A 13,239-nucleotide genomic window follows, 5' to 3' on the forward strand; every position below is an offset into this window, starting at 1 on the left:
GGATGGGCAGGCACAGCATTCCCGGACCGGACGAACCCGCTGACGACGATGCCGATGCACTGCGTCGGTTCGGGTACGGCACCGAACCCGAGGAACCGGCCGACGACGAGCCGCCCACCCGTGCGTTGCCGACAACCGGATCGCAGCGCACCTGGGATTCCGGCGAGTGGACCGGCAGCCACCGGGCGATCACGCCAGGCCGGCGCAAGGTCAGCCCGGCGGTGATCGCCGCCCTGGTCACCGTCGTCGTGGTGGTCGGGGCGTTCATCCTGTGGCGCTTCTTCGGCGATGCCCTGTCCAGCCGCAGCCACGAGGCCGCGGCCCGCTGCGTCGAAGGTGAGGTCACCGTCGCGGTGCTCGCCGACCCGAGCATCGCCGACCAGGTCCGCACGCTGGCCGACAGCTACAGCAAGACCGCCGCCCCTGTCGGTGACAAATGCGTGAAAGTGGCTGTGCGCCCGGCCGGTTCGGATGCCGTGGTGAACGGTTTCGTCGGGCAGTGGCCGGGCGATCTGGGTGACCGGCCGGCGTTGTGGATCCCGGCCAGCACGGTTTCCGAGGCCCGGCTGGAAAGCGCGGCCGGCGCCAAGACGGTGAGCAACAGCCGGCCGCTGGTCACCTCGCCGGTGCTGCTGGCCATCCGTCCCGAACTGAAAGCGGCGCTGTCCCAGCAGAACTGGTCGACACTGCCCACACTGCAGAACAACCCGGCCGGACTGGACGAACTGAACCTCCCGGGCTGGGGCTCGCTGAAACTGTCCCTGCCGCTGGGCGGTAACGCCGATGCGACCTATCTGGCCGCCGAAGCGGTGGCGGCCGCGTCGGCGCCGCAGGGCGCCCCGGCCACCGCCGGGGTGAACGCGGTGCAGTCGCTGTTGGCCGGTCAGCCCAAGCTCGCCGACACCAACGCCGACACGGCACTGGACGCGCTCGTCAACGCGGCCGATCCGGCGGCCGCCCCGGTGCACGCCGTGGTCACCACCGAGCAGCAGCTGTTCAAGCGCGGCGCCGACCTGGCCGATGCCGCGCAGAAGCTGACCTCGTGGACGCCGCCGGGCCCGGTGGCCATCGCCGACTATCCGGCCGTGCTGCTCAGCGGTGATTGGTTGTCGCAGGAACAGATCGGCGCCGCCAGCGAGTTCGACCGGTTCATGCGTAAACCCGAGCAGCTGGCCGAATTCGCCAAGGCCGGTTTCCGCGCCGACGGCGCGCCGGCGCCGCAGAGCCCGGTGACCGACTTCGCACCGCTGGGGCAGCCGCTGTCGGTGGGCGACAACGAGACCCGGGCCACCATGGCGGCCGGTCTGACCGCACCGGCGCAGGGACAGACCGTCACCATCATGCTGGACCAGTCGATGACCACCGACGAGGGCGGCAAGAGCCGGCTGGCCAATGTCGTCACCGCCCTCAACGCCCGGCTGCAGGCGCTGCCGCCGACGGCCGCGGTCGGCTTGTGGACGTTCGACGGGGTGGCGGGCCGGTCGGAGGTCAGCACCGGGCCGCTCGGCGACCCGGTGGCCGGGCAGCCACGGTCGGCGGTGCTCAAATCCAGCCTGGACGCCCAGTCCGCATCCGGCGGCGGCGCGGTGTCCTTCACCACGCTGCGCCTGGTCTACGGCGACGCGTTGACGGCCTTCCGTGACGGACAGACCAATTCGGTGCTGGTGATCACCGCGGGCCCGCACACCGACCAGAGCCTGGACGGGCCGGGGCTGGTGGATTACATCAAGGGCGCGGCGAACCCGGCCAAGCCGGTGGCGGTCAACGTCGTCGATTTCGGCGCCGACTCCGACCGCGCCACCTGGGAGGCGGTCGCGCAGGCCAGCGGCGGTCAATACCAGAACGTGGCCAACTCGGCCGGGCCGGAGCTGGCGGCCGCACTCGCCGCGATGCTGGGTTAGCCGCCCAGCAGGTCCAGCGCGCCGCGGACGAACAGATCCGGCACCTCGACCTGCGGATAGTGCCCGACGCCGGGCAGTTCGACGACCGCCGCGGCCGGCCGCAGTTCCCGGAGCCCGTCGAGCACGTTGACGGTGGCCACCGGATCTTGCAGGCCCCACAGGAAACTCAGCGGCTTGGGCCAGTCGGCCACGGCGCCGTGCCAGCGCTGCGCATACCGCACCCGCTCGTCCAGATACGCGCAGAGCAGGTGGGCGATGCGGTGTCCGTCGTTGTAGGACAACAGTTCCCATTGCGCCTGCGCCTCGGCCGGGGTCAGCGGGTGGTCCGCGCCGAACAGCCGGCCGAACCCGCGGATGAAGCCGGAACGATTGGTCAACCGGGACACCACCGGTCCGAGCGGGCTGCGCAACAACTTCTGGGCGGGACGCAGGCTGGCGCGTTCCAGGATGACGCTGCCGTTGGTCAGCACCGCCCGCTGCAGATCGAATCCCAGCCTGCCGTCGATATCGCGGGCCAGCAGTTCGGTGGCCACCGAGGTGCCCATGTCGTGGGCGATGAGCACGATCGGCCCCTGGACGGTCGCGTCGACCACCCGCTCCACGAGATCGGCCTGGTCCAGCAGCGAGTAGCGATGCGGCCGGGGTTTGTCCGACAGTCCGAACCCGAGGAAGTCCAGCGTCAGCCAGGCGCGGCCGGCCAGCCGGGTGACGATCTCGCGGTAGTCGAACGAGCTGGACGGGAAACCGTGCAGCAGAAGGATCGTCGGGCCGCCGCCCGCCGCCGAACGCACGAACACCCGGCCGGCAGCGGTGTCGAGGAACTCGCCGCCGTCCCGCCATTCCCGCACGATCGGCGACAGCATGGGCCCGACCCTAGCCCGCGAACGTCGACCACCGCGCTAAAAAAGGGCGAAAAGTCCAGCGGTGGTCAACGTTCGCGGGGAAGAACTAGGCGAAGGCCTCCACGGGCGGGCAGGAGCACACCAGGTTGCGGTCGCCGTACGCGGCGTCGATCCGGCGCACCGGCGGCCATACCTTGGGCCGGAAGTCCTTGCCCAGCGGGTAGGCGGCCTGCTCGCGGGTGTAGGGGTGTGCCCAATCGTCGACCAGCAGGCTCTCGGCGGTGTGCGGGGCACCGCGCAGGGGGTTGTCGTCCGCCGGCCACACCCCCGACCCGACCTTGTCGATCTCGGCGCGGATGGCGATCATGGCGTCGCAGAACGCGTCGACCTCGTCGAGGTTCTCGCTCTCGGTGGGCTCCACCATCAGCGTGCCGGCCACCGGGAAGCTCATCGTCGGGGCGTGGAAGCCGAAGTCGGCCAACCGTTTCGCCACGTCGTCGACGGTGACGCCGGTGGTCTTGGTGATCGTGGTCAGGTCCAGGATGCACTCGTGGGCGACCATGCCGTTCTCCCCGGTGTAGAGCACCGGGTAGTACTCGTCGAGCCGGCGGGCCACGTAGTTGGCCGACGCGATCGCGGTGAGCGACGCCTTGCGCAGACCCACCCCACCCATCATCCGGATGTAGGCCCAGGTGATCGGCAGGATCGAGGCCGACCCGTACGGCGCCGCCGAGACGGTCAGCGCGTCCCCGAGTTCCTCGGCCAGCGGATGCCCCGGCAGGTACGGGGCCAGGTGCGAGCGCACCGCCACCGGCCCCACCCCGGGGCCGCCACCGCCGTGCGGGATGCAGAACGTCTTGTGCAGGTTCAGGTGGCTGACGTCGCCGCCGAACCGGCCCGGCCGGGCCAGCCCGACCAGCGCGTTGAGATTGGCCCCGTCGATGTACACCTGGCCGCCGGCGTCATGAACCGCGGCGCAGATTTCGGCGACGTCGTGCTCGTACACCCCGTGCGTGGATGGGTACGTGATCATCAGGGCGGCAAGGTTTTCCGCGTGGTGGGCGATCTTGGCCCGCAGATCGTCGAGGTCGACGTCGCCGTTGGCGCGGCAGGCCACCACCACGACGCGCATCCCGGCCAGGGCGGCCGAGGCCGCGTTGGTGCCGTGCGCACTGGACGGGATCAGGCAGACGTCACGCTGCCCCTGGCCACGGTCGGCGTGGTAGGCCTGGATGGCCAGCAGCCCGGCATATTCGCCCTGGGATCCGGCGTTGGGCTGCAACGAGATCCGGTCATAACCGGTGACCGCCGTCAGCCAGTCCTGCAGGTCGGCGATCAGCTTGCGCAGTCCCGGGGTATCCGACGCCGGCGCGAACGGGTGCTGGCGGGCGAACTCGGGCCAGGTGATCGGCTCCATCTCGGCGGCCGCGTTCAGCTTCATGGTGCAGGAACCCAGCGGGATCATCGTCCGGTCCAGAGCCAGGTCCTTGTCGGCCAGCGAGCGCAGGTACCGCATCATGGCGGTCTCGGTGCGGTAGCGGGTGAAGGCCGGGTGGGTGAGGTACACGCTGGCACGATCGGCGATATCGGTGTCCCTCGGCTCGGCGGCCGCCACCCCGAACGACTCCAGCACCGCGGCCACGTGGGCCTCGGTGGTGGCCTCGTCGCAGGCCACCGACACGTGGTCGGCGTCCACCCGCCACAGGTTGATGCCGCGGGCCTTGGCCGCCGCCACGATCTCGTCGGCGCGACCGGGCACGCGGGCCAGCACGGTGTCGAAGAACCGGTCGTGCACCACCGCATCACCGAGCGCGGCGGCGATCGCGGCGGCGCGGCCGTGCACCCGGCGCGCGATGGCGGCCAGCCCGTCGGCGCCGTGATAGCTGGCGTACATCGCGGCCATCACCGCCAGCAGCACCTGGGCGGTACAGATATTGCTGGTCGCCTTGTCCCGGCGGATGTGCTGTTCGCGGGTCTGCAGACTCAGCCGGTAGGCCGGGTTGCCGTCAGCGTCCTGAGACACGCCGACCAGCCGGCCGGGCAGCTGCCGGGCATGCTTGGTGTGCACCGCCAGGTAGCCGGCGTGCGGGCCGCCGAAGCCCATCGGCACGCCGAACCGCTGGGTGGTGCCGAAGGCGACGTCGGCCCCGATGTCCCCGGGCGCGGCCACCAGCGTGAGCGCCAGCAGATCGGCACCGACTGCCACCAGGGCGCCGCGGTCGTGCGCCTGCCCGATCAGGTCGGTCCAGTCGACCAGTGCACCACTGGCCCCGGGCTGCTGCACGACGACACCGAAGAAATCGCCGTCGGGCAGGCCGGCGCGCAGGTCGGCGGTGACGATCTCGATGCCCAGCGGTTCGGCCCGGGTCGCCAGTACCGCCGCCGTCTGCGCGTACACGTCGGCGTCGACGGCCAGCCGGTTCGACGGGCCCTTCACCGCGCGGTGCATCAGCGTCATCGCCTCGGCGGCGGCGGTGCCCTCGTCGAGCATGGACGCGTTCGCCACGTCGAGCCCGGTCAGATCGCTGACCATGGTCTGGAAGTTGAGCAGCGCTTCCAGGCGGCCTTGGCTGATCTCCGGCTGATACGGGGTGTAGGCGGTGTACCAGGCCGGGTTCTCCAGGATGTTGCGGCGCAACACCGGCGGGGTCAGCGTGTCGTAGTAGCCCTGACCGATCATCGAGACGGCGACGGTGTTGGAGTCGGCCAGCGCCCGCAGCTCGGCCAGCGACTCCTCCTCGGTGGCCGGCGGGGGCAGCAGGTCGAGACCGGGCGCCAGGCCGGCACCGGAGACGGCGTCGAGGATGCCCGCGGGCAGCGCCTTCTCGGCCAGTTCGTCGAGCGAGCCGACGCCGATGACCTCGAGCATCCTGGTGATCGCGGCGGCGTCGGGTCCGATGTGGCGATCGGCGAAACCGGAATGGACAGACACGAGAAGCTCTCCCCTGGGTGCGGGCGCGGGACGCGCGCCGAAGGACGCGTCCTCTCCCTCTGTCGGGGCGCCTGAGAGATTCGGCTGCGGCCTGCTCGGCCGCGACCTTTCCCCATGGGCGGATGCGCTGAGCACACCACTTTCCAGAGGCATCGGGGCCATGCGCGGTCCGGGGTGCCTGAGAGGTTGACGGAGAGGTGTTGCTCCTTCGGCGCCCGTGACTGGCCGTCACGGAACTCTCCCGCGCAAGGGCGATGCGCTGCCAGTTTAGCCGATCTTGCGGTCGCGGCTCTTCCGACGAGACGCGAGTTCGTCCTCCGGCGCGGGGATCGACTCGCCGCCGTCGGCCCGCTCACCCGGGAAGTCGGCGATGGCGCCGGTCAGTTCGCGCATGGCGCCGGAGACCGCGATGCCGAACACGCCCTGGCCGCCCTGCAGCAGGTCGACGACCTCTTCGGCCGAGGTGCACTCGTAGACGGTGGTGCCGTCGGAGAACAGGGTGATGTTGGCCAGGTCCTGCACACCGCGTTGGCGCAGGTGATCGACCGCGACGCGGATGTTGTGCAGCGAGATGCCGGTGTCCAGCAAACGCTTGACGATCTTGAGGACCAGGATGTCCTTGAAGGAGTACAGCCGCTGGCTGCCGGAGCCGGCCGCACCGCGGATGGAGGGCACCACCAGCGAGGTGCGCGCCCAGTAGTCGAGCTGACGGTAGGTGATGCCGGCGATCTGGCAGGCACTCGGTCCGCGGTAGCCCACCAGTTCGTCGGGCACCGAGTCGTCCGGGAACAGACCTGCCTGCACGGGCTCGCCGACGCTGCCGCTCACCGCCGGGACTTGACCGGCCTCGGGGCCGCTGGTGGTCGACAGATCCAACTCCCCCTGATGTGGCGTGCGTGGCGTGTCGCCCACAATCCATCCTCTCCGCCGATCGATTCCGGCTGCATGACCTGCGCGGCAGCCTGCTACCACGCCTCATCTGCCCAGTTTCGAATGTGTCGAGCATACGCCCAACACTGTCCGGTTACTGCTCGTCGTCGTTGAAAAGTATGGCTGCCCGTTTCCCGGTCATCCCACACACGGCCCGCGTGTCGAGGTCACGAGATGTATCCGTGACCTCGACGGCTCGCCTGCCGCCGCACCGCCTGAGCGGTCCCGCCGATGCTGCTCGACGTCACAGTGACAACCTGATACCCCAAGGGGTATTAGGTTGTATATGCCGCTTTTCCGTCCCGCCACACCCTCCACACCGCCGGTCACCTTCGGCGTCTCGTCATGAGCGGGGTCACCGCGCCACTCGGGGTTGCTCTGCCGATCGGAGCGGCCTTCGGCATCGTCGCCGGACTGTGGGGAATCGGTAACCCCGAGACCGTTATTCGCGCCGCCCGGTTGGTCGACCGGTTGTTGTTGGGCTGCTTCCTGTTCGTCACGGCGGTGGGCGCCGTACTGCTCTATGGCCTGCACGCCCTGGGCGTCCCGATGCACTTCGCACCGAAGCCGCTGTTCGTCTTCGGAATCATCGCGGGTGGCGTGCTGTTCGGCACCGGAGCGGCAATCAGCGGATACTTCCCCGGCACCGCCCTGATCGCCCTGGGCGAAGGTCGGCGAGACGCGTTGGCCGCGATCCCCGGCGGGTTGCTCGGTGCGGCGGCCTGGACGGCGCTTTTCGGCACGCCCGTCGGCCAGTGGCTGACAACGACCGCCAACTACGGTGGCCTCGTCGCGGGCGGATACCTGAACGCGCAGGCCACCGCGCGAATGCTCGCCATTGCGGTCGGCTACGCGGCGCTGGCCTTCGCGCTGCTGAGGTACCTGCCGCGGTTTCGTGGAGGTGAACGTTGTTGCCTTCGCGAGCTTTCGGGGGCGACGCCCTCCGAATTCGAACGCCGGATGATGCACGACACCATCGCCTACCTCTACGAAGGTGTCGACGAAAGGGCCGGCCGACGCCGACCGTGGTTCGAACGGATCTACCGAGATCAGGTGGCACACCCCGCCTTTTTCACCCGCACGGTCGCCGTGGTCGCCACGGGTGTCGCCGCGCTCGTGGTGTTGTCCATATTCCTCCGCCAGCCGTTCGGCCAGTCCACCACCTATTCGTGGCTCGTCGGCGAGTTGTTCATGCCCGATTTCGCCTATTCGCACCAGGTCATCCGCGGTATCGGCTGGGAACCGCTCAGCGACCTCGGGGTTCTGGTCGGGGGCTTCCTGGCTGCCAGGTTCATCAGTGGCAGGTTCACCGGATTCCGCCCAGTCGTCCCGCCGTCCTGGCGGCACCGCTTCGGACCGGGGCGCGCCAACCGGGCGGCCGCGGTGTTCCTGGGATCGTTTCTGACGCTGTTCGGCGCCAGGATGGCCGGTGGATGCACGAGCGGACACACTCTCAGCGGCGGTATCCAACTGTCGGTGAGCGCCTGGCTGTTCACCGCCTCGATGCTCGCGGCGATGGTCGTCACGGCCCGCGTTGTCTACCGAGATGCGGGCTGGTCGGTCACCGCGGAAGCAGAAGACCGCACCGCCAGTGGCACGAGCCGCGGTTAAGTGGCCTTGAAATCGTCCGGCGACACGCTGTCGAGGAACTCCTTGAATTTCTCGACCTCGTCCTCGCGCACCGGGCCCGAGGACTCGTCGTCGGTCTCGTCCGGGATCAGCAGCCCGGCCTCGGCCAGCACCGCCTCCTCGACGTAGATGGGCACGCCGACGCGTAATGCGATGGCCACCGAATCCGACGGGCGAGCCGACACCTTGATATCGCGATCGAAGATCAGGTCGGCGTAAAAGGTGCCTTCCTGCAGGTCGACGATCCGCACCTCTTTCAGCGAGTGCCCAAGCGCAGCAATCAAATCCCGGATCAGATCGTGGGTCAGCGGCCGCGACGGCTCGACACCCTGTTGTTCGAGGGCGATGGCGGCGGCCTCCGACTGGCCGATCCAGATCGGCAGGTAGCGGTCACCATCGGATTCACGCAGCAGCAGTACAGGCTGATTCTGAGGCTGCTCAACGCGAATACCGACTACCCGAACCTCACCCATCTGCGTCTGCCCTCCATGACGATGCCGTCACCGAAAAGTCTAGTCCTCAGCGATCCAGAACGTCGCGCACAGCCGATTTGATCAGCGACGTGTGCAACGTGATCGCCAACGCGGCCACCTCACGGGCCAGGTCATCGGCCCGGTCCCGGGCGCCGGCGTTACCCGCGGCGGCGACCGGACCGGCAATCTGCGCGATCAGATCGGACTGCCGGTCGGCGGCGGACCGGAAAGCCCGCAGATGCCGCGGCTCGACGCCGTAATCGGCCAGCGCCCGCGCGCACTGGGCGATCAGCACCGAATGCTCGTCGAAGAAACCCGCCGGCCCGGGCCGGATGATGCCCGCGGTGACCAGTGCGGCCAGCAGCGCGGCGTCCACCCCGGACCGTTCCAGCAGGTCCTCCCTGCTCAACCGAACCTGCGCCGGAGCGACCGCGGCGGCCGCCTCGTGCCGGTCGGTGGCCGTCGGCGTCACGGGCACCAAACGCGGTACCGCATAAGCGCTTCCGCCGGTCGGCAGCTCACCGTCGGGCAGGGCGTCCAACTGCGCCTTGATCACCTTCAGCGGCAGATACTGGTCGCGCTGCGCGGTCAGGATGAACCGCAGTCGTGCGCAGTCGTACGCGGTGAACCGCCGGTACCCGGCCGCCGACCGTTCCGGCGTGACCAGCCCCTCGGCCTCCAGGAACCGGATCTTCGAGATGGTCACGTCGGGGAAGTCGGGGCGCAGCAGATCGAGCACCGCTCCGATCGACATCCCGGTGAATCCCGGGTCCGGTTGGGTCATCCCGGGTTCGCGTCAGGCGTCGTCGGACTTGGGCCCGGTGAGGAACACCAGCCGGAACTTACCGATCTGCACCTCGTCACCGTTGGCCAGCACCGCCGAGTCGACGGGCTCCCGATTGACGTAGGTGCCGTTGAGGCTACCGACGTCGACAACCTGGAACTCGCCGGTCTCCAGACGGAACTCGGCGTGCCGGCGGCTGACGGTCACGTCGTCGAGAAAGATGTCGCTGTCGGGATGCCGGCCCGCCGAGGTGGTGGGCTGGTCGAGCAGGAAGCGCGAGCCCGCGTTGGGGCCGCGCTTGACGACGAGCAGCGCCGAGCCGGCCGGCAGGCCCTCGACCCCCGACACGGAGGACTCGCTGCTCGTCGCGGCCGGGGCGTCCAGTTCGTTGAGGAAATCAGCGCGGAATACCGATGTCGTCTCCACGGTGACTTCGTCGGACGTCTGGTCGGCCCCGGTGTTGCTGTTCTCCGTCACCCGCTGCTCCTCTGCTGGCTGCTGTGGCGTGTTGCCCGGTGGCCGGGCATCGAACTCCCAGCCGTCATACGTCGATATCGACCGTACCGCGCCGTGGGTCCCGTTGGGTCCACCACGGCCGGATCCGGTCACGCCCGTCGGTCATCTGAACCGATGGGCAAAACCCTAACAACTCGTTACTCGGACACCACGCCTCGGTAGGCATCCGCGTCGAGCAATTCGGCCAAACCGCTGGCCAGGGCCGCGGCGTCCAGCTCGAGTTCGATCAGCCAGCCGTCGCCGTACGGATCGGAATTGACCAACTCCGGGCTGCCCTCCAGCTCGCCGTTCACCGCAACGACTTTCGCGGTCAGCGGGGCGTAGAGGTCCGACAGCGATTTGGTCGACTCCACCTCACCGAAAGACTCCCCCGCGGTCACCTCGGCGCCGACGTCGGGCAGTTGTACGAACACGACATCACCGAGTGCCGCTTGGGCATAGTCGGTGATCCCGACCCGCACGGTGGTGTCACCCGTACGCTGCACCCACTCGTGCTCGGAGGTGTACTGCAGGTCGGCTGGGATTTCGCTCACGGCGCTCCTTTGGCTGCGAACTGAGGGCGGGCACTGCTCATTTGACTGGCTGAGCGTATTGGCGAGGTTTCGGTTGCCGCAAGGCGGTCACCTCGATGCGTTCGGACTGGCTGACGGTCATGGTGCCGCCGACCCGCTCGACGCTGTCGATCGCGCCGCCGGGAATGTTCATCGCCGCCGCCAGTGTCGGTGGATCACCAATGGCCAGAACCGAATACGGCGGACCCAGGGTCTTGTCGTCGATGGTCAGCGCGCCCGGGGCGCCCACCACCCAGGTGTCCACCCCGACTCTGACGGATCCGATCCCCGGGTCGCTGCGCTCTCCCCCGCCCAGCCCGCCGGTACCGACCTGCATGGCCTCGGCCCCCGCGTTGCGCAACTCGTTGATCACATCCAGCAGGGTTTCCGGTGACACGCCGCGGGCCGTGTCGTCGATCACGATGCTCACGCCCGGCCCGGTCGCGGCGACCGTGCCGATCAGGATGGACAGCGCGGCCAGCCGGGCTTGGGCGTTCTCGATGGCCGCCTGATCGCTGCTGCCGGAGGCCTGCAGCGCCGACAGCGTCCGCTGCAGCTCGGCCACCTCGGTGTTCAGCGCGGCCTCGCGCTGCTGCAGGGAATCCAGCAGCACCAGCAGGTCCGCGGGGCGGGCCGTCTCCAGAGAGTCGCCGGACTCGGTCTGGCGCACCTGGGTGACGATCGCCACACCGAGCAACAGGATGAGCACCGCGGCCAGCGCCCCGAACACCCGCTGGGACCGGGTGCGGCGTTTCGCCGGCTCGGTACCCGGCTCGCGTTCGTGGCGGCCGTGATGCGGCTCTTCGGCCTCGTGCGGTGCAGCGTGCTCGTCGGACACGGTCAAGCCCCGAACAACCGGCGCCGCAACGCGGCCGCATTGCCGAAGATGCGGATGCCGAGCACGACGATGATCGCGGTGGACAGTTGGGTGCCGACACCGAGTTGGTCGCCCACGTAGACGATGAGGGCGGCCACCAGCACGTTGAACACGAAGGACACCACGAACACCTTGGCGTCGAAGATCCGTTCCAGGTAGGCGCGCAATCCGCCGAACACCGCATCGAGTGCGGCCACCACCGCGATCGGCAGGTAGGGCTGGATGGCCTCGGGAACGCTGGGGTGGAACACCAGGCCCAACACGATGCCGACGACCAGTGCGGCGATTCCGATCATGACTGTCTCACAGCTTTCTAGGGCCCAATCTGCTTGGCGAAGCGGAGGTCTCGCACCGAACTGGCCGGCACGGTGAGGGCATCCCCGGTGCTGACCGTGACGCCGACGCCGTAGGACCTCTCCAGCAGGGCCAGCCGCTGCCGGCCCGCACTGTGACCGAAGGCCTCCTGCATGGCATGCGGAGGCCCGATCACGGTGACGGCGTAGGGGCTGCTGATGGGCTGATTATCGACCAGGATGCCGCCGCCGGCCTGCCGGATGGTGACGTTGGGCCCGATGCGCACGCCGCCCACGGCGATCGCCTCGGCGCCACTGACCCACAGCGAGTTGACGACCAGCTGCAGATCGCGATCCAGGATCACCTGCCGGCTGCCCGCGACGCGCTGCTTGGACACATCGGTGAGATCGCGCGATACGCCCGGATCGGTGATCACCACGGCCAGTCCCGGCCCGATCACCGGCGTCGCGGCCGCGGCGAACGCCGCCCGGTCGAGGTCGGCCAGCAACGCCCGCCCGCGCTCGTCACCGGCCAGCCGGCTGCGCCGCTCGCCCTCCACCCTGCTGCTCAGCGCGTCCCGGCTCGCGGTCAACGCATCGGTGCGGGCTTCGGCGGCGCGGACACTGCCGGAGAGCACCTGCTGGGACTCCCGGTTGGCCGGTGCCACCGACTGCGCCTGGGACACCGCGGCGGCGAACACCGTCGCCACGCTCAGTCCTGCGATCAGGTGCCACATCCAGCCAAGCCGCCGGGTCCGCCCTTCGGCGCGGGCACGGGCCGCGGCGGCGTACCCGGGGTCGAGGTGATCGGTGAGCAGCGAACGCAGCAACGACGGCACCGGGATGCGTTGCGGCGCACCCGCTTCGTGCGCGTTGAGCCCGACGTGGGGCTCGAACCCGCCCAGCGAGCGCGACGGGTCAACCACGCCGGATCACCAACCCGACCTGCACCAGGTACAGCACGGCCGACCACAAGTACAGCACGATTCCCCAGATCAGGAACGCCCAGCCGATGGCCAGCACCACCCGGCTCCACAACGCGTCGAACTGGCCGAGCAACACCAGCGGGAAACCGGACATCAACGCGAACGTGGCGGCCTTGCCGATGTAGGTGACCGGCAGGGCGGTCAGTCCGTACCGGCGCAGCACCGGCAGGGTCGCGGCCAGCAGCAGATCGCGCGCGATGAGCACCGCGACGAACCACCACGGCACCACGCCGGCGGCCGCCAGCGCCAGCGGGATCACCACCATGTAGATGCGATCCACCGCCGGATCGAGCAGCTCCCCCAGCCGCGACGACTGGTTGTCGACGAGCCGGGCGATCTTGCCGTCGGCCCAGTCGGAGAAACCGCTGAACATCAGCACCGCGACGGCGAAACCGTTGGCGTGCAGCACCAGAAGCAGGTAGAGGAACACCGGCACCAGCGCCAGGCGCAGCACGCTCAGCGCGTTGGGGATGGTCAACACCCGATCGCCGGGTACTTTTCCCGTCGCTCCGCTCGCCCCGGGTT

Annotated in this window: 13 protein-coding genes and 1 riboswitch; of the genes, 2 read left to right on the top strand and 11 right to left on the bottom strand. The window is 69.3% G+C overall.

What is annotated here, in order from left to right; all coding sequences use genetic code 11:
- Positions 1–2 precede the first annotated feature (2 nt).
- Positions 3–1,901 carry a hypothetical protein gene (locus AWB94_RS31885; RefSeq protein ID WP_062656955.1) on the top strand — a complete coding sequence of 633 codons (1,899 nt, stop codon included), beginning with the start codon at positions 3–5 and terminating at the stop codon, positions 1,899–1,901.
- Here AWB94_RS31885 and AWB94_RS31890 read toward each other — a convergent pair.
- The 3 genes from AWB94_RS31890 to AWB94_RS31900 all read right to left on the bottom strand — a co-directional run bounded on the left by AWB94_RS31890 (position 1,898) and on the right by AWB94_RS31900 (position 6,587).
- Positions 1,898–2,764, bottom strand: coding sequence for an alpha/beta fold hydrolase (locus AWB94_RS31890; RefSeq protein WP_062656954.1), 867 nt, complete (start codon positions 2,762–2,764; stop codon positions 1,898–1,900). The two genes, AWB94_RS31885 and AWB94_RS31890, sit on opposite strands and share 4 nt — an antisense overlap.
- Before the next feature lie 85 nt (positions 2,765–2,849).
- Positions 2,850–5,675, bottom strand: a complete 2,826-nt coding sequence (gcvP, locus tag AWB94_RS31895; RefSeq protein ID WP_062656953.1) for an aminomethyl-transferring glycine dehydrogenase — start codon at positions 5,673–5,675, stop codon at positions 2,850–2,852.
- A gap of 155 nt (positions 5,676–5,830) precedes the next feature.
- Positions 5,831–5,929: riboswitch (glycine riboswitch) on the bottom strand.
- A gap of 13 nt (positions 5,930–5,942) precedes the next feature.
- Entirely contained in the window at positions 5,943–6,587 is a 645-nt protein-coding gene (locus AWB94_RS31900) for a MerR family transcriptional regulator (RefSeq protein ID WP_062656952.1), read from the bottom strand.
- Positions 6,588–6,950: 363 nt separating this feature from the next.
- Between AWB94_RS31900 and AWB94_RS31905 the strand changes: the two genes are divergently transcribed.
- A complete protein-coding gene (locus AWB94_RS31905) occupies positions 6,951–8,216 on the top strand; it encodes a YeeE/YedE thiosulfate transporter family protein (protein WP_062656951.1) in 1,266 nt (421 codons plus the stop codon).
- On the opposite strand, the gene AWB94_RS31910 is transcribed toward AWB94_RS31905, so the two are convergent.
- The 8 genes from AWB94_RS31910 to AWB94_RS31945 form a co-directional block, all read right to left on the bottom strand.
- Positions 8,213–8,707: a bifunctional nuclease family protein gene (locus tag AWB94_RS31910; protein WP_062656950.1), complete on the bottom strand. Its 495-nt coding sequence runs from the start codon at positions 8,705–8,707 to the stop codon at positions 8,213–8,215. The genes AWB94_RS31905 and AWB94_RS31910 overlap by 4 nt on opposite strands.
- Before the next feature lie 46 nt (positions 8,708–8,753).
- Positions 8,754–9,491 (bottom strand): transcriptional regulator FtsR, encoded by a 738-nt coding sequence (ftsR, locus tag AWB94_RS31915; RefSeq protein WP_084395165.1) that lies wholly within the window; start codon positions 9,489–9,491, stop codon positions 8,754–8,756.
- Positions 9,492–9,503: 12 nt separating this feature from the next.
- Complete coding sequence (gene garA, locus AWB94_RS31920; protein WP_062657051.1) at positions 9,504–9,968, bottom strand: glycogen accumulation regulator GarA; 465 nt, start codon at positions 9,966–9,968, stop codon at positions 9,504–9,506.
- Positions 9,969–10,144: 176 nt separating this feature from the next.
- The gene (gcvH, locus tag AWB94_RS31925; protein WP_024455736.1) at positions 10,145–10,540 is read right to left on the bottom strand and encodes a glycine cleavage system protein GcvH; all 396 of its coding nucleotides are present in this window, start codon (positions 10,538–10,540) and stop codon (positions 10,145–10,147) included.
- 37 nt (positions 10,541–10,577) lie between these two features.
- Positions 10,578–11,396: a DUF881 domain-containing protein gene (locus tag AWB94_RS31930; protein WP_062656949.1), complete on the bottom strand. Its 819-nt coding sequence runs from the start codon at positions 11,394–11,396 to the stop codon at positions 10,578–10,580.
- 2 nt (positions 11,397–11,398) lie between these two features.
- Entirely contained in the window at positions 11,399–11,731 is a 333-nt protein-coding gene (locus AWB94_RS31935) for a small basic family protein (RefSeq protein ID WP_024455738.1), read from the bottom strand.
- Between the two features lie 17 nt (positions 11,732–11,748).
- Complete coding sequence (locus tag AWB94_RS31940) at positions 11,749–12,654, bottom strand: DUF881 domain-containing protein (protein WP_062656948.1); 906 nt, start codon at positions 12,652–12,654, stop codon at positions 11,749–11,751.
- Positions 12,647–13,192 (bottom strand): CDP-alcohol phosphatidyltransferase family protein, encoded by a 546-nt coding sequence (locus AWB94_RS31945; RefSeq protein ID WP_234811953.1) that lies wholly within the window; start codon positions 13,190–13,192, stop codon positions 12,647–12,649. Before AWB94_RS31945 ends, AWB94_RS31940 begins: the two co-directional genes overlap by 8 nt.
- Positions 13,193–13,239 lie beyond the last annotated feature (47 nt).

This window comes from Mycolicibacterium canariasense (assembly GCF_002101555.1).
In the GTDB taxonomy this organism is placed as follows: Bacteria; Actinomycetota; Actinomycetes; order Mycobacteriales; family Mycobacteriaceae; genus Mycobacterium; species Mycobacterium canariasense.